Origin of the sequence: Streptomyces sp. NPDC092370 (genome assembly GCF_044755265.1) — a bacterium.
Classification (GTDB): Bacteria; Actinomycetota; Actinomycetes; order Streptomycetales; family Streptomycetaceae; genus Streptomyces.
Genome location: NZ_JBIVQO010000003.1, coordinates 356,752 through 380,422, shown reverse-complemented (window position 1 = coordinate 380,422; position 23,671 = coordinate 356,752). Strand labels below are relative to the sequence as shown.

Sequence of the window (23,671 nt, the reverse complement as noted above, 5' to 3'; positions counted from 1 at the left end):
GGGTAACGGGGGGGTCCGCCGCTCGCGCGCCGGTCCGCGCTGCTCGCCGTACGTCATGTGACCGGCTCCTTCAGTACACGGTCCGCCGGGACGTCGGCCGTGACCGCCACCGCCGCCGGGTCCAGGTCGCGCGGCGTCGGCATCACGCTGCCGGGCAACTGGACGGCCGCCGCACCGTGCGCGACCGCGGAGGCGAGGGCGTCGGGGCCGTTGCCGCCGGCGATCAGGAAACCGGCGAGGGAGGAGTCGCCGGCACCCACGTTGCTGCGGACGACGGCGACGCGGGCGCTGCCGAACCAGGCACCCTCGTCGGAGACGAGCAGCTGCCCGTCGGCGCCGAGGCTCGCCAGGACGGCCCGGGCGCCCATCTCGCGCAGTTCCTCGGCGGCCTTGACGGCGTCGCCGACGGTGGCGAGGGGGCGGCCGACGGCTTCGGAGAGTTCCTCGGCGTTCGGCTTGACCACGTCCGGCCGCTCGCGCAGGGCCGCGAGCAGCGCGGGCCCGGAGGTGTCCAGGGCGATCCGGGTCCCGGCGGCGTGCGCACGGGCGACCAGCTCGGCGTACCAGGAGGGGGCGAGTCCGCGCGGCAGACTGCCGCAGCAGGCGATCCAGGAGGCCTCGCGGGACTGCTGCCGTACGGTCTCCAGGAGCAGTTCCCGCTCGGCGTCGGCCAGTTCGGGACCGGGCGCGTTGATCTTCGTGAGGACGCCGTCGGACTCGGCGAGGGCGATGTTGGAGCGGGTGGCCCCGGCGACCGGGACGGGCGCGACCTCGATGCCCTGCTGGTCCAGCAGCTCGGCGACGAGGGCGCCGGGGGCGCCGCCCAGGGGCAGGACCGCCACCGTGCGCTGTCCCGCGGCGGCCACGGCGCGCGAGACGTTCACGCCCTTGCCGCCCGGGTCCATCCGCTCGCCGGTGGCGCGGATGACCTCGCCGCGGTCGAGGGACGGCACCTCGTAGGTCCGGTCCAGGGACGGGTTGGGGGTGACGGTGAGGATCATGCGCGCACTACTTCCGTGCCGCCGCGCTCGATCGCGACGGCGTCTTCTGGGCTCAGCCCGCTGTCGGTGATCAGCAGGTCCACATCGCTCAGGCCGCCGAAGCGGGCGAAGTGCTCCTGGCCGTGCTTGGAGGAGTCGGCGAGCAGCACCACGCGGCGGGCGGCGGCCACGGCCGCGCGCTTGACCGCGGCCTCGGCGAGGTCGGGGGTGGTCAGACCGTGCTCCGCGGAGAAGCCGTTGGCGGCCACGAACAGCACGTCGGCGCGGATCTCGCCGTACGCCCGCAGCGCCCAGGCGTCCACGGCGGCGCGCGTACGGTGCCGTACGCGTCCCCCGACGAGGTGGAGCTGGATGCCGGGGTGGTCGGCAAGGCGGGCCGCGATGGGGAGGCTGTGCGTGACGACGGTGAGGGAGGCCTCCAGCGGGAGGGCGGCGGCCACCCGGGCCACCGTCGTCCCGGCGTCGAGGATCACAGTGCCTTCGACGGGCAGTTCCGCGAGGGCCGCTTTGGCGATGCCGTCCTTCTCGTCGGCGGCGGTCGTCTCGCGCTCGGCGAGGTCCGGCTCGAAGTCGAGCCGCCCGGCCGGGATGGCCCCGCCGTGCACCCGGCGGACCAGACCCGCGCGGTCGAGGGCCTTCAGATCCCGGCGGATCGTCTCCGCCGTCACCTGGAACTCCTCGGCCAGCGACACGACATCCACTCGGCCGCCGTCACGGGCGAGCCGGAGGATCTCCTGCTGCCGCTCCGGTGCGTACATGTCCGTTCGCCTCCGCCTCATGCCCGAACGTGTGGTTTCAGCGGGAGGCTACGCCGAGATGTCCACAATGTAAACAGGTTCGGACCCAATCGGGCATGATCGGAAACACGGAACGGGCCCGGCACCGTAGTGCCGGGCCCGATGGGCCCACGACCGCCGCTCTCAGGAGACCAGTACCCGCTCCTCCTCCACCGCCGCCTGCTCCCCCTCCACGTGCTGTGCGGGCCGCTTCGGCAGCGCGAACATCAGCAGGAAGATGGCGACCATCACCGCGGCCACCCAGCCCAGCGCGTTCTGGAAGGCGTCCGCGAAGGCCGGACCGATCCGCTCCGGCCGCAGATGGTCGGAGATCGTGCCGAAGAACACCACGGACACCAGGCCGAGACCGAGCGCGTTGCCCATCTGCTGCACGGTGTTGATCAGTCCGGACGCCGAACCGGCGTGCTCGCGCGGCACCTCGGAGAGGATCGCGTCGGTCAGCGGCGCGACGATCAGCCCCATGCCCACACCCATGACGACGAGCGGCAGGGCCATCTGCCAGGGCTCTATGGCGAGGCCGTAGTGCCCGGACTCCCAGATGTAGAGCAGTACCCCGGCCGCCATCACCAGCGCGCCCGCCTGGAGCACCTTGCGCCCGAAGCGCGGGACCAGCATCTGCACCGACATCCCGGCGGCCGCGGACACGGCGATCGAGAACGGCACCCCGGTCAGCCCGGCCTTCAGCGGCCTCCAGCCCAGCCCGTACTGCATGTACAGCGTCCACACCAGGAAGAAGACACCGAGCGCGACACCGAAGACGGTCTGCACGGCGATGCCTGCCGCGAAGCTCTTGACCCTGAACAGGGACAGCTCGATCAGCGGGGAGCCGTCCCGTGCGGCCTTGCGCCTCTCGTACGCCACCAGCACCGCCAGGACGACGAGCGAGCCGGCCATCGAGACGTACCCCCACACCGGCCAGTCCAGCTCACGGCCGCGAATGAGGGGGTAGAGCAGCATCAGCAGGCCCAGCGTCACCAGCGCGACGCCCACCAGGTCCAGCTTCAGGGCACGCGGCGCCTTGGACTCGGTGATGAAGCGGCTGCCGAGGATCAGGCCGGCGACACCCACGGGCAGGTTGATCAGGAAGATCGACCGCCACTCCCAGCCGAACAGGTTCCACTCGGTCAGCAGCGCGCCGAGCAGCGGACCGGACACGGCTCCGAGACCGACCACCGCGCCGAACAGCCCGAACACCTTGCCCCGTTCGTGCGCCGGGAAGGTCGCGTGCACGATCGACAGCACCTGCGGCACCATCAGCGCCGCCATGCCGCCCTGCAGGAAGCGGGAGGCGACCAGCATCTCCGGGTTGACCGCGAGGCCGCACAGCGCGGAGGCGACCGTGAACCCACCGATGCCGATGAGGAAGATCCGCTTGCGGCCGTGGATGTCGCCGAGCCGTCCGCCGGTGATCAGACCGGCGGCGAAGGCGAGGGCGTAACCGGCGGTGATCCACTGGATCTGGCTGAAGGAGGCACCCGCCTCCCGCTGGATGGACGGGATGGCGATGTTGACGATCGTCACGTCGACGAGGTCCATGAAAGCCGCGGTCATCACGATCGCGAGGGCGAACCAACGTCGGCGGTCGGTCCCGCCGCCCGCCGTGCCCGGGGTGGTGTCGGTGGAGTTCATGCCTCGACGTTAGACCCCCACTAGGTCAGTCCATGTCCTAGTGGTGCGGCATCCTCATGCGTATGACGACGGACACTCCGGCCCGGCTGCTGACGCTCCTCTCCCTTCTCCAGACGCCCCGCGAATGGCCCGGCGGCGAACTCTCCGAGCGGCTCGGGGTCTCCCGCCGCACGGTCCGGCGGGACATCGACCGGCTGCGCGAGCTGGGCTACCCCGTGCAGGCGACCAAGGGCTCCGACGGCGGCTACCGGCTGGTCGCCGGGAAGGCCATGCCGCCGCTCGTGCTCGACGACGAGGAGGCCGTGGCCATCGCGGTCGGGCTGCGCGCCGGGGCCGGGCACGCCGTGGAGGGCCTCGACGAGGCCTCGGTACGGGCCCTGGCCAAGCTGGAGCAGGTCCTGCCGGGCCGGCTGCGCCACCGCGTGACCACCCTGCAGGCCGCGACCACCCCGCTGACCAGCGGCGACGGGCCGAGCATCGCGCCCGAAACCCTGACCGTCATGGCTTCGACGGTCGCCGGGCACGAGCGGCTGCGGTTCGCCTACCGGGCGGCGGACGGCACCGAGTCGCGGCGTCTGACGGAGCCGTACCGGCTGGTGTCGACGGGCCGCCGCTGGTACCTGGTGGCGTACGACATCGACCGCGACGACTGGCGCACGTTTCGCGTCGACCGGGTCAGCGAGCCCTTCGCCACCGGGGCCCGGTTCGTGCCGCGCGAGCTGCCGACGGGGAACGCGGCGGAATACCTGCGGCGGTCCATGCAACGGCAGCAGCAGACCTACGACTTCGAGGTCACGTTCGCCGCACCGGCCGGCTTCGTCGCCGCCCGGGTGCCCCGGTGGCTGGGCACGCCCGAACCGCTGGACGAGGACAGTTGCCGGCTGCGCGGGTCGGTCGGGGACGCCTTGCAGTGGGTGGCGTTCCGGCTGGCGATGCTGGAGTGCGACTTCGTGGTGCACGAGCCGGAGGAACTGGTGACGGCGGTACGGGAGTTGGGGGCGCGGTTGAGCAGGGCGGCCGGCGGCCGGGACGCGGACGGGGTGTAAGCCCTCGCGCCACGGTGCCCGCAGGGCGTTTCACGACCTCCCGGGAAGCCCCACCGGCGGCCGGCGGCCAGGGCGCGGACGGGGTATGAGCCCTCGCCCCACGGTGCCCCCGGGGCGTTTCACGACCTCCGGGGAAGCCCCACCGGCGGCCGGCGGCCATGGCGCGGACGGGGTATGAGCTCTCGCGCCACGGTGCCCGCAGGGCGTTTCACGCGCCACGGTGCCCCCGGGGCGTTTCACAACCTCCCGGGAAGCCCCACCGGCGGCCGGCGGCCAGGGCGCGGACGGGGTGTGAACCCTCGCGCCAGCCCCGGGGCGTTTCACGACCTCCCGGGAAGCCCCACGGCTCTCAGGGGCAGCCACTTCGCGTCCCCGAAGATTACGGCCCTCCAAGCCACGGCCTTCTGAGGTCACGCCCCCGGGAAGTCACGGCCCCGGCCGTCACGGCCCTGGAAGGTCACAGCCCCCGAAGGTCATGCCCCGGCAGCCACGGCCCCCGAAGACCACGGCCCCCCGGCCGTCCCGACCCCCGAAGACCACGGCCCCCAGCAGCCACGACCTTCATAGGTCACGGCCCTCGAAGACCACGGCCTCCGAGGTCACGACCCGGCCGTCACGACCCTGGAAGGTCACGGCCCGAAGCTCACGCCTCCCACGGGAAGTCCCGCAGCGCCGCGAGGTTGCGCAGGGCGAGTTCCGCCGGACCGTCCGGGCCCTCGACGGGCCCGTCCCCCTCGGCCCAGGCCTCCAGAGCCGTCCGCACGGCGGCGCTGGCCACGGCGGCGGCGAAGCGCGCTCGCGGGCCTGCGGCAACGTTGTCGGAGTCGTCCGGCCTCGCGGGTGCCCCGGAGGCACCGGCACGTGTCACCAGTTCCGTCAACACCTCCCCCAGCAGCCGCTCCGACGTCTGGCACACCTCCGCCCAGACCCTGCGCAGGGACGGGTTCGCCTCGGCCAGGCGCAGCAGCGTGCGGACCCACTCCCAGGACGACGCCGAGTCGCCGAGGCCCGGGGTGAGGGTGAGGCGGACCGCCTGCTCCAGGGCCCGCAGCACGCCGGTGCCGGCGGGGGCGGCGCGCACCGCCTCCACCCAGCGCTGGGCGCCGGCCGCGTAGAGCGGGGCGACGGCCTCCTCCTTGGTCGCGAAGTACCGGTAGAAGGTGCGCGGGGCGATACCGGCGGCCTGGGCGATGTCCTCCGCGCGGGTGGCGCGCAGGCCGTGCCGCAGGAAGAGGCCGGCCGCGGCCCGGGCGATCTCCATACGCGTCTCGGCCTTGCGCCGCTCGGTCAGTGAGGACGGAGGCGGGGGCGGGGTGGTGCTGCTCACGCCCGGCAGGCTATGCCCATGTGACACAATCTGCCATCTGGCGGGCCACCCCGTGGTTCAGGTACGGGGTGCCCCGCCCTCCAGCACCCATCCCACGCTCGGCCGGACCACGGGCCACGGTGCCGGGCCCTTCGGGCATGCGGAGGCGGCGGCCGGTCAGAATGAAAGCCGGGCTCCGGCATCCGGGGGGAAGGACGCCGAAGCCCGGCCTCGGGAAAGTCCCGGCGCCGGGGGGAGTGCGGCGGGACTTGGCTGTCGGGGGCAGGGGGTATGCCCCGGTCTCGAACTGGTGGGCCCAGAAGTCTTGTTCCCTGGGTCCGCGGATTGAAGCGGCGTTACAACGCCATGTTTGCGCGGTCTTTCGCCACCCCGCGTACGCGGTGACCCCCGGGCGCACAAGGTCCGTCACCCACGGGCCGTGGGAACGGATCGTACGCCCGGACGCTCACCGTGCTCACCGGTCTCGCGCCGGCCCGCGAACGGGCGGGGGCGCGCCACGCGGGCGGGGGCGGGGTCACGCCGCCGCGTCGAACCCGGTACTGCGGGCCAGCTTCTTCAGCTCCAGCAGCGCGTGCTTCTCGATCTGCCGGATGCGCTCGCGGGTCAGGCCGTGCTCCTTGCCGACCTCGGTCAGCGTGCGCTCCCGGCCGTCCTCGATGCCGTAGCGCATCTTGATGATCGACGCCGTCCGCTGGTCGAGCCGGCCGATGAGGTCGTCGAGCTCCTCACTGCGCAGCAGCGTCAGCACCGACTGCTCGGGCGACACCGCCGAGGTGTCCTCCAGGAGGTCGCCGAACTGGGTCTCGCCCTCGTCGTCCACCGACATGTTCAGCGAGACCGGGTCGCGCGCCCAGTCGAGCACGTCGGTGACGCGCTCGGGCGTCGAGCCGAGCTCGGTCGCGATCTCGGCGGGCTCCGGGTCCCGGCCGTGCTCGCGGTTGAACTCGCGCTGGACACGACGGATCCGGCCGAGCTCCTCCACGAGGTGGACGGGCAGGCGGATCGTACGGGACTGGTCCGCTATCGACCGCGTGATGGCCTGGCGGATCCACCACGTGGCGTACGTGGAGAACTTGAAGCCCTTGCGGTAGTCGAACTTCTCGACCGCGCGCACCAGGCCGGCGTTGCCCTCCTGGATCAGGTCCAGCAGGGGCAGACCGCTGCGGGGGTAGCGGCGGGCGACCGCGACGACCAGGCGCAGGTTGGAGCGGATGAAGACGTCCTTGGCCCGGTCGCTTGCGTCGACCAGGGCCTGGAGCTCCTCCGGCGAGGCCCCGGTCTTGTTCTCCTCCAGGCCTTCGAGGATCTGCTGTGCGAACACACCCGCTTCGATGATCTGCGACAGCTCGACCTCCTTGGCGGCGTCGAGCAGCGGTGTGCGCGCGATCTCGTCGAGGTACATGCCGACCAGGTCGCGGTCGGCGATCTCGCCGCCATGGGCGCGAACACTGCTTGCCGCGTCGGCCGTCTCGCCGGTGGCGGACTGACGACGGGCGACGGCACGGGTTGCCATGCGAGCTCCCTTGCGATGGTGAGGTCGGCGGGTGGTCCTTCGGACGCTGGACTCCGTCTTCCGAGACTCTCCGGACTCTCCTCGGGTGCCCTGCATCCGATGGAAACAACGACTGGAATCAGGACAGAATTCCCACCCGCCCCCCGAATTTTCTGATCATGCAGTACCCTGTCCGGCCACACAGGGAGGCGCGATGCCGTCGGAACGTACAGAGGTGCAGGTCAGACCGGGAGTCGAGGACGACCTCGAAGCCCTCACGGCCCTCTACAACCACTATGTACATGAGACGGCGATCACATTCGATACCGCGATCTTCACTCCGGAGGAGCGCCGTCCTTGGCTGCTCTCCCACCCAGAAGACGGACCGCACCGCCTGATGGTTGCCAGGGAGCCGGACACACAGCGGATTCTGGGTTACGCCACTTCCAGCCCTTTCCGATCGAAGCCCGCCTATGCCACCTCCGTGGAAACGACCGTGTACGTCGCCCCGGACGCAGGCCGGCGCGGCATCGGCACGCTCCTCTACACAGCCCTCTTCGAGGCCCTGTCGGGCCAGGATCTGCATCGCGCGTACGCGGGCATCGCGCTGCCGAACGAGGCGTCGGCCCGGCTGCACGAACGCTTCGGCTTCCGGCATGTCGGTACGCACCGGGAGGTCGGACGCAAGTTCGGCCGCTACTGGGACGTGGCCTGGTACGAGAAGCCGCTGTAGACGCTCAGCCGAACTGGACCGATCGCTTCGCCAGGCCCATCCAGAACCCGTCGATCACGGACTTCTGCGCGTCCAGTTCACCGGCCGCGTCGGCCGCGCCCATGGTCACGAACAGCGGGGCGAAGTGCTCGGTGCGCGGGTGGGCCAGCTGCCCGGCGGGCGACTTGCGGGTGAAGTCGAGCAGGGCGTCCACGTCACGCGCCTCCAGCGCCCGCCGGCCCCAGTCGTCGAACTCGGCCGACCAGGCGGGGACGCCGCCCTGCCGGAGCGCGGCCAGGTTGTGGGTGAAGAAGCCGGAGCCGACGATGAGCACGCCCTCGTCCCGCAGGGGGGCGAGCTTGCGGCCGATCTCCAGGAGCCGGACCGGATCGAGCGTCGGCATGGACACCTGGAGGACCGGGATGTCGGCCTCCGGATACATCTCGACGAGTGGGACGTAGGCACCGTGGTCGAGGCCGCGGTCGGGAACGTCCTGGACGGGCATGCCGGGGGCGCGCAGCAGCTTGCGCACGGACTCGGCGAGCTCCGGCGCGCCGGGGGCGTCGTAGGTCACCCGGTAGTAGTGCTCCGGGAAGCCCCAGAAGTCGTAGACGAGCGGGACGGTCTCGGTGGCACCGAGAGCCAGCGGGGCCTCCTCCCAGTGGGCGGAGACGATCAGGACGGCCTTGGGGCGCGGCAGGCCGGCGGACCAGGCGGCCAGTTCACCGGGCCAGACGGGGTCGTCCGCCAGGGGCGGCGCGCCGTGGCTGAGGTACAGAGCGGGCATGCGCTCCTGAGCGGCGGCGGACATGCTGCGGCTCCTTCCACAATGGTTCCCTACAAACTGTACGGGCCATTTGTTTAAAGTTCAAGGAGAGGCCGCGTAGAGTGGAACCCATGAAGGCACCCGCATCCGCACCGACACCCGGCTCCGCCGCGGCGCCCCAGGAACCGCGTTGGCTCACCGACGAGGAGCAGCGCGTCTGGCGCTCGTTCATGGAGGGCGTCACCCTCCTCGACGACCATCTCGACCGTCAGCTGCAGCGCGACGCGGGCATGCCGCACGTCTACTACGGCCTTCTGGTCAAGCTCGCCGAGGCACCGCGGCGGCGGCTGCGGATGACCGAGCTCGCGATGCTGGCGAAGATCACGCGGTCCCGTCTCTCGCACGCCATCGCGCGCCTGGAGAAGAACGGCTGGGTGCGCCGCGAGGACTGCCCCGACGACAAGCGGGGCCAGTTCGCCGTCCTCACGGACGAGGGCCTCGACGTGCTGCGGCAGACCGCGCCGGGCCATGTGGAGGCCGTGCGCCAGGCGGTCTTCGACCGGCTCACCCCGGAACAGCAGAAGTCCCTCGGCGAGATCATGCGGATCGTCGCCGAGGGACTTCAGCCCGCCGAAGCGGGCGCGGACCTGCCCTGGCTCCGCTGACGCGGGAGCCGGGCGGGTCCTGGATTCCGTAGGTACGAGGCGTCCCCTTCCTCGTACCTACGGATGGCCCGAAGGGGTGTGGTGCGCGGCCGTCAGTGGGCGACGACCGGGATCTGCACTTCGTCCGCCGCGTCCGCCTGGGAGCCGGTCACCGTGGTGGTGCCCGGGCGTCCGGCGTTGACGAAGGTCAGGGCGATCACGGCGGCCGCCACCAGGATGCCGACGGCGAACCAGATGGCACTGGTGTAGCCCTGCACCATGGCCTCCAGCTGGACCAGCTGCTGCTGGGACCGGCTGGTCGCCCCGGCGATGTGGTCGGCGACGTACGCCGTGGTCGCCGAGGCGGCGATCGTGTTCAGCAGGGCCGTGCCGATCGCGCCGCCGACCTGCTGGGAGGTGTTGACCATCGCCGAGGCGACACCGGAGTCCCGCGGCTCGACGCCCTGGGTGGCCAGCGACATGGCCGGCATGAACGCCGTACCCATGCCGAGACCGAGCAGCAGCATCGCCGGGAGCAGCAGCGCGGCGTACGAGGAGCCGATCTCCAGCTGGGTCAGCAGCAGCATGCCGAGCGCGGCGACCAGGAAGCCGGGGCCCATCAGCAGGCGCGGCGCGACCCGGGTCATCAGACGCGTGCCGATCTGGGTGGAGCCCGTGATCATGCCCGCGATCATCGGCAGGAAGGCGAAACCGGTCTTGACCGGCGAGTAGCCCTTCACGATCTGCAGGTAGTAGGTCAGGAAGAGGAACAGACCGAACATCGCGATGATCGCGAGACCGAGGGAGAGGTAGATTCCGCCGCGGTTGCGCTCGGTGATCACGCGCAGAGGCAGCAGCGGGGCCTTGACCTTGGACTCGACGAGCACGAAGGACGCCAGCAGCACGACCGAGGCGACGAACATGCCGACGGTCACGGAGTCGCTCCAGCCGTCCGACTCGGCGCGAGTGAAGCCGTAGACCAGAGCGACCAGACCGAGGGTGGAGAGGATGACGCCCGGGATGTCGAGAGCGGAGCGGTTGCGGCCGCCCTCCGGCTCACGGATGACGAAGTAGGCACCAGCGGCGGCGACGACGGCGAAGGGGATGTTCACGAAGAACGTCCAGCGCCAGTCCAGGTACTCGGTGAGGAAGCCGCCCAGGATCAGGCCGACGGCGCCACCGCCACCGGCGATCGCACCGTAGATGCCGAACGCCTTGGCGCGCTCCTTGGCGTCGGTGAACATCACCGCGAGCAGGGAGAGCGCGGCGGGCGCGAGCAGCGCGCCGAAGGCACCCTGGAGGGCGCGGGCGCCGAACATCATCGCCTCGTTGGTCGCCGCGCCGCCGAGCGCGGAGGCCGCGGCGAAACCGCCGAGCCCGAGGACGAACGCCCTCTTGCGGCCCCACAGGTCGGCTATCCGGCCGCCGAACAGGAGCAGACCACCGAAGGCGAGGGCATAGGCCGTGACGACCCACTGCCGGTTGCCGTCGGAGATGCCGAGGTCCTGCTGGGCGGAGGGCAGGGCGATGTTCACGATGGTGGCGTCCAGGACGACCATCAGCTGGGCCAGCGCGATGAAGACGAGCGCTTTCCAGCGGCCGGCGTCCGGTTCCCTGGCCGGTGCGCCGAGGGTTTTCGAGGCTGTTTCAGACATGGGGATACCCACTTCGGGACTTCGTGACGGAAATTCGGGACGTCTTACTGAAAAAGGTGACGAAAGGTAATGAAAGCTGACGGCTCCGACGACTCGTCCTGGGGACCGCCGCAGGGGCTGCCGTTCGGGTTTCAGGCCGGCGGGGCGGCCTGAACTCATCGGGCTGAAACGATCGGGGTGAGCCGGTCGGGCCGAGCCGGCCGGACTACCGATCGGACTGAGCCGGTCGGCCGAGCCGGTCGGTGGACGAACCGACCGGTCAGGGCCGGCGCAAATCCTCCAAGGTCACGGCCGTGCCCGGGAGAGCCGAGCGAGCGGGAGCCCGCAGCCCGTCCAGGAACAGCTGAAGATGGCGGTGGACGAAACGGTCGGCCCGGAAGCAGTCCGTGCCGGCCGGGGGGCGGCTGAGCTGGGCCACGGCGATCATGACGTCCCCCACGTCCACGTCGGGCCGGAGCTGTCCGGCCGACCTGGCGCGGTCCATGACCTCCGCGACCTGCCGCTCGACTCGTTCGCGCGCGGCCTCCAGGTCCGGATGATGCTTGTCGAACGTGCTGGAGACCATCGGACACAGCGCGCTGATCCGCTCGTCGGCGGCGGCGTGCACGAAGCGCTCCAGCGCCTCGAACGCGTCGCCGGTCTCGGCGAGCGCGAGCTCGGCCGCGGCGGCCGTACGGTCCATGACGGAGCAGACGACCTCACGGACGAGTGCGTCGCGGTCCGGGAAGTTGCGGTACACCGTGGCGTTGCCGACGCCGGCCCGGCGGGCGATCTCGTCGAGCGGCACCTCGGGGCCGTGTTCGACGAACATCTCCCGGGCGGCGGTGACGATCCGCTCCCGGTTGCGCAGAGCGTCGGCACGGGGCCGGGGCGCCTTGCGCGCTTCGGGGCTGGCGGTCTGCACGGCGTACTCCTGGTCTGGAAGGGGTGGTACTCCGATCCGGGGAGCGGGTCCCCGTTTCGGTCGGACACATGGCTAAACGGGGAGTGGGTCCCCGGTATTTCCCGCCGACGTCAAAATTCCCTGTGACCTAGCTCACAAGCAACACGGGCCGCTACTGACGGGAAACCCACGATCGGTCTCCTCCAACGGGCGTACCCCCCACCCCGCGACGCAGGGTGAGCGCAAGGGTGCAGCCGGAGCCCGGGGCTGCCGTGGCGCGGGAGGTCTCTTGCAGGTCCCTTGCAGGCAGCCGCAGCCTCGGCGCCCCCGGCCGACCCGCACGGGTCCGGCCGGGGGCCGGATACCCAGGCGCCGACTGGCCGCCCTGGCCTGTGTGTCCGCACTGACCTTCACGGTCAGCACCTCGGCGGGCACGGGTCGTCTCACCCCGGGCACCAGTACGGCGGGAGCGGACCCGATCGTCCTGTCCCACACCCCTGCACACGGCCCCTGCATGATCCGCGGCGCCCGCGAGGTCCAGATGTCCGAGGGCATCCCCACCTCCACCGGCTACACCCGCTCCACCGGCACCGTCCGCGCCCTCACCCTGATGATCGACTTCTCCGACGCCCCCGGCGAGGGCGAGGCCCAGGACCGCTTCCACGAGTTCTTCCCGCAGACCCGCGAGTGGTTCCGCACCAGTTCCTACGGCCGCCTCGACTACCGCCCCGAGACCCCCATCCCGGGCTGGCTGCGGATGCCGAAGTCCTTCCGGGAGTACGGCATAGAACGCGGGGCCCCGTTCGAGCCCGGCTACCGCGCGCTGGTCCAGGACCTCGTGGCCGCGGCCGACCCGAAGGTGGACTTCCGCGCGTACGACCTGCTGAACGTCCTGGTCACCCCGAACGCCGGCCCCTCCGCCCTGGACACGGTCCTGTCCGTCACCTTCGCCGGCAACCCGGACGCCCCCACGGCCGACGGCATACCCGTGGCCAACGCCTCCTTCGTCTACTCCCGCCAGGACGACGGCTCCGGCTCCTACGACCGCACCGGCTACCGCGTCCTCCCCCACGAGAACGGGCACGTCTTCGGCCTGCCCGACCTGTACACCGCGGAGGGCGGGGGCGCGGTCGGGCACTGGGACATCATGAGCGAGGACTGGGGCGCCAACAACGACTTCCTCGGCTGGCACAAGTGGAAGCTGGGCTGGCTGGACGCCACCCAGGTCCACTGCGCGGCGACCCCCGGCACCACGGAGTACACCCTCACGCCCCTGGCCCGGGCCGGCGGCTCCAAGCTGGTCTTCGTCCCCCTGGACGGCAGAACCGGCTACGCCGTCGAACTGCGCACCCGCGCCGGCAACGACGAGGCCGTCTGCCGCCCGGGCGTCCTGATCTACAAGGTCGACGCGGAGGTGGACACGGGCATGGGCCCGGTCACCGTCCACGACTCCCGCCGCAACAGCGGCGGCTGCACGCGCGCACCGAACGTCCACGCGGAACTGTCGGACGCGCCGTTCACACCCGGGGAGACGTTCCGGGACACGGGCAGGGGCATCACGATCGAGGTGGCGCGGGCGGAGGCGGGAGCGGCGGGGGCGAGCGCGGAGGGGGGTTACCGGGTGCGGGTGACGAGGGAGTGAGGAGTAGGGGCGACGCACGGAGGCGCCGGCCCCTCGAACCCCTCCCTGTCTCCGGACAACGGATTCCGGATTACGGTGGGCCTGCCGCGACCGTCGCGAGCGCCGTACCGGAGAGCCGATGCCAGCGAAGCCCACGTCCGAGACCCCGGAGGGGTCCGCCCCGCCGGCCGACGAGAAGAGGCAGCCGGTCGAACAGGGGTTGCCGGCCGAGCAGGGGCCACCGGCCGAGCAGGGGCCACCGGCCGAGCAGGGGTTGTCGGTCGAGCAGGGGCCACCGGCCGAGCAGGGGCCGTGGGCCGAGCAAGGGCAGCCGGCCGAGCAAGGGCAGCCGGCCGAGCAAGGGCAGCCGGCCGAGCAAGGGCAGCCGGCCGAGCAGGGGTTGTCGGTTGAGCAGGGGCCGTCGGCCGAGCAGAGGCCGTCGGCCGAGCAGGGGCCGTCGGCCGGGAAGAGGCCGTCGGTTGAGCAGGGCCCGTCGGCCGAGCAGAGGCCGTCGGCCGAGCAGAGGCCGTCGGCCGAGCAGAGGCCGTCGGCCGAGCAGAGGCCGTCGGCCGAGCAGGGGCCGTCGGTCGGAAAGAGGCCACGGGTCGCAAAGGCGACCGCGTCCGCCACTCGGAAGGACCCGCCGGTCGCTCGCACGGCGAGCACACCCGGTGAGAGAGGGATCCCCGCCGAGGCGGTCACTCCCCTCATCCGCGGCATCGCGGTGCTACGGGAACTGACGGAGGCTGACGGCACACTGAGTCTGAGCGGCCTGGAACGGGCCACCGGCCTCGCCCGCTCCACGGTCGACCGCATCACAGCCACGCTCGCCCGCATGGGCTACGTCCGCTTCGACGGCCGTGACGTGCACCTGTCCCCCCGCCTGATGGAACTGGGCAACGCCTACATGTCGGCCCTGCGTCTGCCCGCCCTCCTCTCCCCGCACGCGGACGCCCTGGCCGACGAACTGGACGAGTCGGTCTCCCTCGCGGTCGCCGACCGCGACGGCATCCGCTTCATCCACCAGGCGACCCGCCGCCGCGCGATGTCCCTCAGCTTCCGCATCGGCGACCTCCTGCCCGCCGAACGCACCGCACCCGGGCCGCTGTTCGCGACGGAGTGGACGGCCGCGGACTGGCAGCACTGGCGGGACCGCAGAGCCGCGGACCCGAGGGACCTGTCCTTCACGGCCGTACCGCCACGCGGGTACGGGGCGGACACGCAGGACGACGAATTCTTCGCCGACCGTGCGGCCGAGGCATCCGCCCACGGCTGGTCCATGGACGACCAGCTGATCGAGCCGGGCCTGGTGGCGATCGCGGTACCCGTGCGCGCTCCCGGCCCGGACAGCCGGATCGCGTGCGTGGCGAGCGTGGTCAGCCACACGAGCCGGCACACCGCGCACCACCTGAGGACGGCCCTCCTCCCGAGGCTGCGGTCAGCGGTCACTGACATGGAACGCACACTCCGCCGCACCCCGCCCCCGCACCCCGGCCCGCCCCCCTCGGACCTGGCGCTCTGGACGGGCGCCTCGAAGCAGCAACTGGGCCGCGAGTTCATCGAATCCCTGGCCCGGGGGCTGACCGTCCTCACAGCTTTCGGCGAGGGCAGGCCGGAGCTGACCCTCACGGAGGTGGCCCAGGCGACGGGCCTGGCCCGTGCGACGGCCCGCCGAGCCCTGATCACCTACGAGCACCTGGGCCTGGTGGCCCCGGCCGGCCGCACCTTCACCCTCACCCCCCGGGTCCTCTCCCTCGGCTTCCCACCCCTGTCCCGCACCTCCCTCCCCGAGATCGCCCAGCCCCACCTGGCCGACCTGACGTCCCGCATCCACGAGTCGACATCACTGGCGGTGCTGTCGGACTCCGGCGAGGAGATCCAGTACACGGCCCGGGTGGCCACGGCCCGGGTGATGAGCGTGAACATCACCGTGGGCACGCGACTGCCGGCACACGCCACGGCCCTGGGCAGGGTCCTTCTGGCGGACGCGCCCAAAGACGCCCTCCGACCGGAATCCCTACGGGCTTACACCCCGCACACGATCACGGAACAGCGGACCCTGGAAAAAGTCCTGACCTCGGTCCGCTCGCAGGGCTACGCCCTGGTGGACGAGGAACTGGAAGACGGGCTCCGCTCGATCGCCGTCCCGATCCGCGACCGGTCGGGCCGGGTGGTGGCAGCCCTCAACACAGCGATGCACGCGAGCCGCCGCACGCCGCGGCAGTGCGTGACGGACCTCCTGCCCGAACTGACGGCTACGGCCGGACTCATCCAGAGGGACCTCCACACGGCGGCCAGCTTCACCCACGTCCCCTCGTCCTGACCCCGGCCCCTCCGGACCACCCCTGGCCGCCGCTCCCCACTCGCCCGCATCCCTGCCGTACCCCACACCCACCCGACCCCCATCCCTGACCTGACCCCCACACCCGTCCCACCGGCATCCGGTACGCTGACGCCTGTGGTCCTCCCAGACCACGGGCACGTCGCTGCTTGCGTTCGCTGCCACTGCCTTCGTAGCTCAGGGGATAGAGCACCGCTCTCCTAAAGCGGGTGTCGCAGGTTCGAATCCTGCCGGGGGCACCAGGTCAGAAGGGCCCGCACCTACGACTTTCGTAGGTGCGGGCCCTTCTGACATCTACGGCTGACATCAACGAGCCTGGTCACTGACGACCGGGGCGCCTCCTGAGCACGCGATCCATGTGGCTCATGGCTTCGCGCTGCGTGTCCTGGACGACGTGGGTGTAGACGTCCATCGTGATGCTGATCTGCGAGTGACCGAGGATCTCCATCACGACTCGGGGAGCGACTCCGGCCGCCGTGAGCAGGGTGGCCGTCCCGTGGCGAGCATCGTGCAGCCGGATCACGCGAAGGCCGGCGGACACGGCGACGCGAGTGAAGGAGCGGTACAGGTTGCGCGGCTCGACAGGGCGGCCGGTTCGGGTGGCGAAGACATAGTCCGACTCCTGCCACCTCTCCCCCGCCTTGGCGCGAGCGTTCGCCTGCCGTAGGCGATGCCATCGCAGGGGCGCGATGCAGAGGGCGGGGAGAAGGACTGCGCTTAGACGGGGAACAGCGGGGATTCACGGTGAAAGCGGTGCAGCATGAGGAGGCGGCAACCGAGGCGTCCCCCAGGGCATAGCCCGGGCATGCGCCGATTGACCGCAGCCTCCCAAGCTGAGAGCGCGAGTTCGATTCACGTCACCCGCTCCACGAAGAAGGCCCAGGTCAGAGACCTGTGCCCTTCGCCGCTCTTGGAGCTGATGCGCACGGGAGTGTGGTCGTCGTTGGCGCGCTTGATGAGCGGAAAGAGGCCCTTGCGGGCCTCGCTGGCGCTTATCGTCATCTGTGGCGCCCCCCTCTCGGCCGTACGGGAAAGCGGTACCGCAGATGGTATGGGTTTCTCGAACAGTTCTCGGAGTGAGATGCCTTTGACGGCCCTGACCGGTTTCGCGTGGGCGGAGGCCTAACGGGCGTCGCCGCTGACCGGCCGCCCGGCCTGTGTTCCGGTGAGGCGTCAGAGGCGCTTCGCTGGGGCAGGCTGCCGCGCGCCCCGGCCATGCCACCAGCTCCACGCTGTATGGCCCACCAGAAGCACGACGGTTACGACCGAGAGCACGCGAACCGAAGCCCACACCATTTCGACGACTCGGCCCTGCGAGTCGCCCACCTCTGCTGCCAGCCGCTGGGATGCCTCGAAGAAGGCGATCAACGGGACAAGCAGGCGGAACCCGAGACCGCCGATGCCGGGCGTTCTGGCCATACTCCCGAGGAGCCCAATGGGCGCACCGAAGACGAAAGCCGCTACCCCCCAGAACACGGCCCTGGAGTAGAGGCCATCCCCCGCACCAGAGATAACGTGTCCCCCGGCCGGAACCGCGGGGCTCAGAAACTTGAAAAGGTAATATACGGCTACGCCCACTGCCAATGCCGAGGACGCCAGCAGTGATGCCTCGATTCTTGACCGCCTGGAGTAACCGACCAGGAAGGCGAAGCATGCCCACGACCATCCCACAGAAAATATGACGCCTACGGCCTGGTAGGCCGGGTTGTCGAATTTGCTCGCGAATGGGCCGACTGCGCCGAGCAGCACACCTGCCCCGAGAGCTGTCGCAATAGGAGCGATGCGAGAAGGCGTAAAGTGTGGGATTTTCATGACCCTACTCTGTGGCAATTTCCCAGGCGGAGAAAATCCGCCCCCGGCGGTGGCCGCCGGGGGCGGAGGGAACTAGTACTTAGCGTAGTAGGTCTTGCACGTGTACGCCGCACCCGCGGTCATATTGGCGTAAGACCACTTACCCTTGGCCGCCACGGCCTTGTTCGACCCCCCGGCCAGCTCCACTGTCGACCCATGCATCACCTTGGGGTGGTAGTAATTCGAGTAGCAGTACTGGCCATCGGTGGTGAGATCCTTCCCGTAGCTCCAAGTTCCGCCACCAATGTCAAGGACGGTCTTCGGCCTGATGCCTCCCGTGGAGCCAGCCGTGAACTCCACTACGCCCCATTCCTTGGGGTCTCCCAGCGCCGCAGGCGGCTGGGTGCCGTCACCCCTGGTGTGGGTCGTGACGGTGACCGCGCCAGCGGCCGGAGCCTGGGCACTGTCCGCAGTGGCCGGGCCGGCAAGGGTGCCCACGGCCAGGAACCCACCCGCAACAGCAAAAGCCATGGACCTACCGGATACCTTCATGCGATTCCCCTCCCGTGATGCCCCCGTCGCGAGGGCTGCGGATGGATCTTCCCCCAACCCGAACATCCCGGTAAAGAGACGCTAAAGCACTTGACCGAAAAGCGCCGACGATGGATGTGTGAGATTCGCATACCGCTAAATGGTTAGTACCGGCTTCCTCGTAATGGTCGCTTGAGTGCGTAATGTCCGGCATGCTGGACTGGTGCCACGCCGCTCCGTCCGTGAGCAGGGCGGGCAGTGAGGTCGGAGGCGTACCGTTGGCCGATTCGCCATACTGGGCAGGACGATCTACGCCGGCTACGTCAGGGCAGCAGCAGGCCAAGCGCCTCGAACGCGACCGACGGGCGTTCCTGGCCACACCCGTGGGGCAGGCACGCCAGTGCTTCGAGCAGGGGGACCTCGTATATCAATGCTCGTTGAACGTCATGAACCAGTAAGCGATCACCGTCAAAATGGTTGGCAGCACAACCACCAAGCAAACGACGGATCCCGTAGTCGTCCTCAACGCCGTATGCCGAGAGGGGTGGGAGCTAGTGAACGGTTCCTTCGTCTTCCTGGGACAGGGGCAGCAAAGTCGCGACAAGCTCATGTCGTCCAGTCAGAACGTCGCCATCAGGGGTGAAACCGTGGGCTACTACCTCTTCAAATTGCTCACGGAAGAGCCAGCCCAGTTGGGTGGTAACCAGGTATGCGGCTCGAGACACCCCAGCCCGGTCCACCAGGTGCGTGGGAGGAACGACCGTCAAGTTACATCTCCTCATGCCTGTTCCGGCAGCCGGCAATTCCCAGCCTAGAGGCTGGGAGTGACAGCTGGTCTCCGTAACCTGGTCGTACAGCAACGGAGTTGGCTGGAGGGCCGTTGCTGGCTGGTCACACTGGTGCGCGCTTGGCTCAGGCCCTCGATCAGATGCTGGCTCATCGGATGCCCTCGGGGATTCCTTAGCAGCCTGAGGTCGTGCCGGCCGCCATCGATGAGGACGCCCGAGGTCTTGAGTCGGGTGCGGCGGGCCGAGTCGGAGCACCGTAGAGAGGACGTGAGGGAGAGCTGTGTGGCACGATCCTTCGCGTGGAGTGGGGGACACTTGTCGGGACGGCCCTTGGGGCGGTGCTCGGCATCGGGGCGACGCTGGCCGGCGAGCACTTGCGTTGGCGGCGGACTGTCAGGGACAACAGGCTGCAGGACCGACGAACCATGTACGTGGACTGTTTGGTGGCTCTTCGCCGTGCCCACGAGGCGATGCGGTTGGCCGCTGACGAGGACCACCCGGACCCGCAGGCCAGGGCGGCCAAGATCCGGCAGGCGTTCCAGGCGTCGGGGTGCGACGAGGCGCGAGAGCGGCTCGTTCTCACGGCAGCCACCGACATATCGGAAGCCATAGACGCTTCGTACCACTCTTTACGTCGAGTTCGAGAGACACTCGCGTCCGGATGCACGTTGACGTCAGATGAGTACCACGCTGCCAGGCAGGCTCACGGAGACGCGACCAGGGAGGCACGTGTGGTCCTCCGGCAAGACCTGGAGACGTTGGAGCTCTGAGCCGCGTTGCCGGGACGGGCTCGGATCGGACTTCCCGCCGTGTTCGTACACAAGCGCTCCTCCGGCTGTCCCGGGCTGCGCAAGCGCCTTCGGCCTCCTCAGATGCTTGTGGTGGGCGGACGCCCGAAGCTCGTACCGATCAGAGGAGATCTCGCCAGAAGGGGAGCGTCGCTTCCGGATTCCAGCTCTCGTCGACGTCGCCGCGTGCCTCGTCGAACTCCTGGTGCATGTAGTCGACCAGGTCCAGCCCGTAGTACATGGCATCGGTCTGCCACAGCGAGAGGACGGGGTGGTTATGGCTTCCCCGGCCCGCCGGCAGGTACCGATGGGTGTGCACGGGCACCAGCGTCGGCGCTTCCGTGAGTTGACGGCGTGCCGTAGCCAGTGCCGTGAGTCCGTCGGCGGGACGTTCGCCCCAGCCCTCGTGCGAGAAGCCGTTGTGTTCGATGCTCAGGAGAACGCCCTCCACCGGCCAGCCGAGTTGATCACACAGCTCGTCGGGATCTCCGCTGCGCCAGTCGGGCCGGGGCCTGGACCAGGTTTGCCCCTCGCCGCGAGGAACGCGCGGTGGTCATCCGCGAACTCGAAACCGTACTCGCGCTCGATGCGCGCGAACTCGGCGTCCGACAGCCCCGGCTCAACCTCGTACAGTCCGGTCTGCGCCAAGCGACGCGCCGCTATTGCGCCCAGACGTGCACCCTCATCGCTGACCACCGCCGCACGTTGACGTCCAACGGTGGTCTTTCGCATTCGAGTTGCGCAGACGCTCGGTGCGGCTCGGTTCCGTCTGGTCAGGGGCACTGCTGTCCGCGTGGGCGGTGGGTGCCTGGGGACTGCGATGAGAGCCGTCCAATCCGTGAAGGTTGTCGTCCCCGTCGACGGCCGCCCCGAGCCCGGTTTCCGAGGCGACGACAACGAGGCCGGGCCGGGCGCGCGCATACAGCTTGGCGGGCGGGCGGCCCGGGATGGGTTCGGGCATGCGCACGTCCGTCAGCACGACGTCCTCACACCGTGGCGTCCGCCTCGCCGAGCGGGACGTGGCCCACGTGGTCAGCGCTCTTCCGCAGGTACGGTGGTTCGGGCCCGCCATCCGCGAAGGCCCGGCTATGGCCGCCCGCGAGGTGGCGCCCGCGGTTCGTGGCCGGGAGGGTTCGGTGAGCCGCGGGTGGACACCCAGCGGCGAGGCCTGCAGCCAGGCGGCCGCGTACCCCCCGCTGCGGCGGAACGCGGAGTAGTGTGGTCAGTACCGAGGGCATTTCGCACACCGGCTTCCACGCCGGGTCGTTCTCGGCGAAAGATGAAACCCGGGCCGCCGCAGAGCGGCCCGGAGACGGGTCCGCGTCATGTCGGCGACCTTGCTTCCCACCCTGCCGCACCCCGAGCCCGTCGCAGCCCCGGCCGCGCGTCTCGCACTGAAGACCGACGGCAGCTCCCGCGGACTCCTGGACGGCGCCTGGTGGCCCCGCTCCCGTGATCTGCCCAACGAACTGCGGGCGCTGACCGACGTGTTGGACCCTTTGTGGGGCCGCATCACCCGCGTCGCCGTCAACCCGAGGCACTGGCCGGTCCTCCCCCACAAGGTTCCCGTGGACGGCCACACCGTCAAGGTCGGCTGGTTCACGCCGGAGATCGACCCGCACAAGCTGCTGTTGCTCTCGTACCGCACCGGCCGCTGGGATCTCCTGGTCATCCCGCCCGAGACCGGAGCGGAGTCGGCGGCCCGGCTGATGGCTGCCGCGTCCGGCCGCGACGGCCTGCCACTGACCGCGAGCGCGCTCATCGCCGCGGACGAGGCGCGGCACGGCGTCTCGGCGGCCGACCGGCCTCTGGCCCCGGACGAGGCATGGGAGTACGAGGGCGGCGCCTCCACGGTGTCCGCGGGCGTTCCGCAGCAGCTCGGTCCGCCCGGCCCGGCCGCCCGGCTGACCGGTTTGTGAGGTGTCCGCCATGAACGTGTATCTGGCAGCCGTGGCCTTCTTGGTCCTCGTCGCAGTGGCGGCGTATGTGATCCACCGGCTCAACCTCCAGCACGCCGACAGAATCGCCGTGTACCGGTACAGCTCCCCTCTGCCGGGCCGCCGCGGCCGCGTCACGCCGCAGCCGCCGTCGGTGCCTGACCCGTCGGGGTCGGCGACCACCGGCGGTCGGCGGGAGCACCGCGCCCGAGGGTCCGCACGTTCGGCCGATGGGGAACGCGGCTGAGAGGGACGTCTTCGTCCTCCTGATCAGATCCGGCTGATCAGATCCGGAGGGCTCGGGCGATCACCTCTTTGCCGGGGAGCCCTCAGGGAGCCGGGTGCGGTCGGGTGGCGCTCATCGCCCGCCCCTCCGGCGTCCCGGCTCCCTCGCGGCCTGCGCAGGGTTCAGTACTGCTCGGTCTCCACGAAACCCGCGTCCGCGTCGTCGTCCGCGCCGAAGGCGGCGGCGGTCGGGTCGAATCCGGGCGGGCTGTCCTTCAGGCCGAGGCCCATGCCGGCCAGCTTCGCCTTGACCTCGTCGATCGACTTCGCACCGAAGTTGCGGATGTCGAGCAGGTCCGCCTCCGAGCGCGCCAGGAGTTCGCCCACCGAGTGGACGCCCTCACGCTTGAGGCAGTTGTAGGAGCGGACCGTGAGCTCCAGCTCCTCGATCGGCAGGGCCAGATCGGCGGCCAGGGCGGCGTCCGTGGGCGAGGGGCCCATGTCGATGCCCTCGGCGTCGATGTTGAGCTCACGGGCCAGACCGAACAGCTCGACCAGGGTCTTGCCGGCGGACGCCATGGCGTCACGCGGACGCATGGCCTGCTTGGTCTCGACGTCGACGATCAGCTTGTCGAAGTCGGTCCGCTGCTCGACACGCGTGGCCTCGACCTTGTACGTGACCTTCAGCACCGGCGAGTAGATCGAGTCGACCGGGATCCGGCCGATCTCCTGGCCGACCTGCTTGTTCTGCACGGCGGAGACGTAACCGCGGCCACGCTCGACCGTCAGCTCCATCTCCAGCTTGCCCTTGCCGTTGAGCGTGGCCAGGACCAGGTCGGGGTTGTGCACCTCCACACCGGCCGGAGGCGCGATGTCGGCGGCGGTGACCAGACCCGGACCCTGCTTGCGCAGGTACATCACGACCGGCTCGTCGTGCTCCGAGGAGACGACCAGCTGCTTGATGTTGAGGATCAGGTCGGTGACGTCCTCCTTGACGCCCGGCACGGTGGTGAACTCGTGCAGGACACCGTCGATACGGACGGATGTGACCGCCGCACCCGGGATCGAGGACAGGAGCGTACGACGCAGGGAGTTGCCGAGGGTGTAACCGAAGCCCGGCTCCAGCGGCTCGATCACGAACCGGGACCGGAACTCGTCGACGACCTCTTCGGTCAACGAGGGACGCTGAGCAATCAGCACGAGGTATTGCCTCCAGTGTGTGGCGCCCGCTATGTGACGCCGTAGACACCACAAAGGGTACGGGGTGGTTCGGCCTGCTGTGAGGCCGAACCGCCCGGCCTCACCCGGGCCTGCTCAGGAGGGGGTTCCCTCCCCGGGGGCCTCCGTCGTGTTCGCCGTGCACCAGGCGGTGCCCGCGGCCCTGCACGACCGTGCGGCGCTTTACGGGCACGAGACGGTCCGCAGCGTGGTGCCGGCTTGATACTCCGGAAGGATTCCGAAACATTCGAAGAGCAGAGGCCCGGCCTTCCGCACCTCAGGGCGGGCAGATCTGTGGAACTTGCTCCACCGCGCCGCAGAACTGCCGAGCGAGCAGGAGAAAGGCGCGGATACCACTCTTTTGAGGGAACCGAATATTTCGTAGCCGCAGCCGAAACTATTGACAGTTGACAGGGCCCGGCCAACACTCCGGATGACAGAGCTCCCCCATCGACCCACCCCACGAGGACATGGAGGAA

The 23,671-nt window shown here is 70.2% G+C and carries 18 protein-coding genes, 1 tRNA gene and 2 pseudogenes; 8 read left to right on the top strand and 13 right to left on the bottom strand.

Features of this window, described 5'->3' with window-relative positions; genetic code table 11:
• Positions 1-53: 53 nt before the first annotated feature.
• The 3 genes from pfkB to ACIQHQ_RS12925 form a co-directional block, all read right to left on the bottom strand.
• Positions 54-1,001, bottom strand: coding sequence for a 1-phosphofructokinase (gene pfkB, locus ACIQHQ_RS12935; protein WP_402611980.1), 948 nt, complete (start codon positions 999-1,001; stop codon positions 54-56).
• The gene (locus tag ACIQHQ_RS12930) at positions 998-1,759 is read right to left on the bottom strand and encodes a DeoR/GlpR family DNA-binding transcription regulator (protein WP_402611979.1); all 762 of its coding nucleotides are present in this window, start codon (positions 1,757-1,759) and stop codon (positions 998-1,000) included. The genes pfkB and ACIQHQ_RS12930 overlap by 4 nt, the downstream gene beginning before the upstream one ends.
• Before the next feature lie 162 nt (positions 1,760-1,921).
• A complete protein-coding gene (locus tag ACIQHQ_RS12925; RefSeq protein ID WP_402611978.1) occupies positions 1,922-3,427 on the bottom strand; it encodes an MFS transporter in 1,506 nt (501 codons plus the stop codon).
• 62 nt (positions 3,428-3,489) lie between these two features.
• Between ACIQHQ_RS12925 and ACIQHQ_RS12920 the strand changes: the two genes are divergently transcribed.
• Positions 3,490-4,473, top strand: coding sequence for a helix-turn-helix transcriptional regulator (locus ACIQHQ_RS12920; protein ID WP_402611977.1), 984 nt, complete (start codon positions 3,490-3,492; stop codon positions 4,471-4,473).
• A gap of 643 nt (positions 4,474-5,116) precedes the next feature.
• Here ACIQHQ_RS12920 and ACIQHQ_RS12915 read toward each other — a convergent pair.
• Both ACIQHQ_RS12915 and ACIQHQ_RS12910 read right to left on the bottom strand, forming a co-directional pair.
• Complete coding sequence (locus ACIQHQ_RS12915; protein ID WP_402611976.1) at positions 5,117-5,800, bottom strand: TetR/AcrR family transcriptional regulator; 684 nt, start codon at positions 5,798-5,800, stop codon at positions 5,117-5,119.
• 514 nt (positions 5,801-6,314) lie between these two features.
• Positions 6,315-7,313: an RNA polymerase sigma factor RpoD/SigA gene (locus tag ACIQHQ_RS12910; protein ID WP_402611974.1), complete on the bottom strand. Its 999-nt coding sequence runs from the start codon at positions 7,311-7,313 to the stop codon at positions 6,315-6,317.
• A gap of 193 nt (positions 7,314-7,506) precedes the next feature.
• On the opposite strand from ACIQHQ_RS12910, the gene ACIQHQ_RS12905 reads away from it, so the two are divergent.
• Complete coding sequence (locus ACIQHQ_RS12905; RefSeq protein WP_402611973.1) at positions 7,507-8,025, top strand: GNAT family N-acetyltransferase; 519 nt, start codon at positions 7,507-7,509, stop codon at positions 8,023-8,025.
• A gap of 4 nt (positions 8,026-8,029) precedes the next feature.
• Here the strand turns inward: ACIQHQ_RS12905 and ACIQHQ_RS12900 are convergent, their stop codons facing one another.
• Entirely contained in the window at positions 8,030-8,815 is a 786-nt protein-coding gene (locus ACIQHQ_RS12900) for a dioxygenase (RefSeq protein WP_402611972.1), read from the bottom strand.
• A gap of 86 nt (positions 8,816-8,901) precedes the next feature.
• Between ACIQHQ_RS12900 and ACIQHQ_RS12895 the strand changes: the two genes are divergently transcribed.
• Entirely contained in the window at positions 8,902-9,435 is a 534-nt protein-coding gene (locus ACIQHQ_RS12895; RefSeq protein ID WP_283973940.1) for a MarR family transcriptional regulator, read from the top strand.
• 92 nt (positions 9,436-9,527) lie between these two features.
• On the opposite strand, the gene ACIQHQ_RS12890 is transcribed toward ACIQHQ_RS12895, so the two are convergent.
• Positions 9,528-11,069, bottom strand: a complete 1,542-nt coding sequence (locus ACIQHQ_RS12890) for an MFS transporter (RefSeq protein WP_402611971.1) — start codon at positions 11,067-11,069, stop codon at positions 9,528-9,530.
• A gap of 259 nt (positions 11,070-11,328) precedes the next feature.
• Entirely contained in the window at positions 11,329-11,973 is a 645-nt protein-coding gene (locus ACIQHQ_RS12885; RefSeq protein WP_402611970.1) for a TetR/AcrR family transcriptional regulator, read from the bottom strand.
• 373 nt (positions 11,974-12,346) lie between these two features.
• Between ACIQHQ_RS12885 and ACIQHQ_RS12880 the strand changes: the two genes are divergently transcribed.
• The 3 genes from ACIQHQ_RS12880 (at position 12,347) to ACIQHQ_RS12870 (ending at position 16,156) form a co-directional block, all read left to right on the top strand.
• Entirely contained in the window at positions 12,347-13,594 is a 1,248-nt protein-coding gene (locus tag ACIQHQ_RS12880) for a M6 family metalloprotease domain-containing protein (protein ID WP_402611969.1), read from the top strand.
• A gap of 661 nt (positions 13,595-14,255) precedes the next feature.
• Entirely contained in the window at positions 14,256-15,896 is a 1,641-nt protein-coding gene (locus ACIQHQ_RS12875; protein ID WP_402612177.1) for an IclR family transcriptional regulator C-terminal domain-containing protein, read from the top strand.
• Between the two features lie 184 nt (positions 15,897-16,080).
• Positions 16,081-16,156: transfer RNA gene (locus ACIQHQ_RS12870), tRNA-Arg, on the top strand.
• A 77-nt stretch (positions 16,157-16,233) separates the two neighbouring features.
• On the opposite strand, the pseudogene ACIQHQ_RS12865 reads toward ACIQHQ_RS12870, so the two are convergent.
• The 3 genes and pseudogenes from ACIQHQ_RS12865 to ACIQHQ_RS12855 form a co-directional block, all read right to left on the bottom strand.
• Positions 16,234-16,629, bottom strand: a pseudogene (locus ACIQHQ_RS12865) (tyrosine-type recombinase/integrase); the annotation flags it as partial.
• Between the two features lie 185 nt (positions 16,630-16,814).
• Positions 16,815-16,916 (bottom strand): annotated as a pseudogene (locus tag ACIQHQ_RS12860) (type II toxin-antitoxin system prevent-host-death family antitoxin); the annotation flags it as partial.
• An 882-nt stretch (positions 16,917-17,798) separates the two neighbouring features.
• Positions 17,799-18,257 carry a lactococcin 972 family bacteriocin gene (locus tag ACIQHQ_RS12855; protein ID WP_402611968.1) on the bottom strand — a complete coding sequence of 153 codons (459 nt, stop codon included), beginning with the start codon at positions 18,255-18,257 and terminating at the stop codon, positions 17,799-17,801.
• Positions 18,258-19,323: 1,066 nt separating this feature from the next.
• Between ACIQHQ_RS12855 and ACIQHQ_RS12850 the strand changes: the two genes are divergently transcribed.
• The gene (locus tag ACIQHQ_RS12850) at positions 19,324-19,794 is read left to right on the top strand and encodes a hypothetical protein (protein WP_402611967.1); all 471 of its coding nucleotides are present in this window, start codon (positions 19,324-19,326) and stop codon (positions 19,792-19,794) included.
• Between the two features lie 139 nt (positions 19,795-19,933).
• Here the strand turns inward: ACIQHQ_RS12850 and ACIQHQ_RS12845 are convergent, their stop codons facing one another.
• Positions 19,934-20,263: a hypothetical protein gene (locus ACIQHQ_RS12845; RefSeq protein ID WP_402611966.1), complete on the bottom strand. Its 330-nt coding sequence runs from the start codon at positions 20,261-20,263 to the stop codon at positions 19,934-19,936.
• An 874-nt stretch (positions 20,264-21,137) separates the two neighbouring features.
• Between ACIQHQ_RS12845 and ACIQHQ_RS12840 the strand changes: the two genes are divergently transcribed.
• Positions 21,138-21,731: a DUF5994 family protein gene (locus ACIQHQ_RS12840; RefSeq protein WP_402611965.1), complete on the top strand. Its 594-nt coding sequence runs from the start codon at positions 21,138-21,140 to the stop codon at positions 21,729-21,731.
• A gap of 426 nt (positions 21,732-22,157) precedes the next feature.
• Here the strand turns inward: ACIQHQ_RS12840 and ACIQHQ_RS12835 are convergent, their stop codons facing one another.
• Positions 22,158-23,174: a DNA-directed RNA polymerase subunit alpha gene (locus ACIQHQ_RS12835; protein ID WP_402611964.1), complete on the bottom strand. Its 1,017-nt coding sequence runs from the start codon at positions 23,172-23,174 to the stop codon at positions 22,158-22,160.
• Positions 23,175-23,671 lie beyond the last annotated feature (497 nt).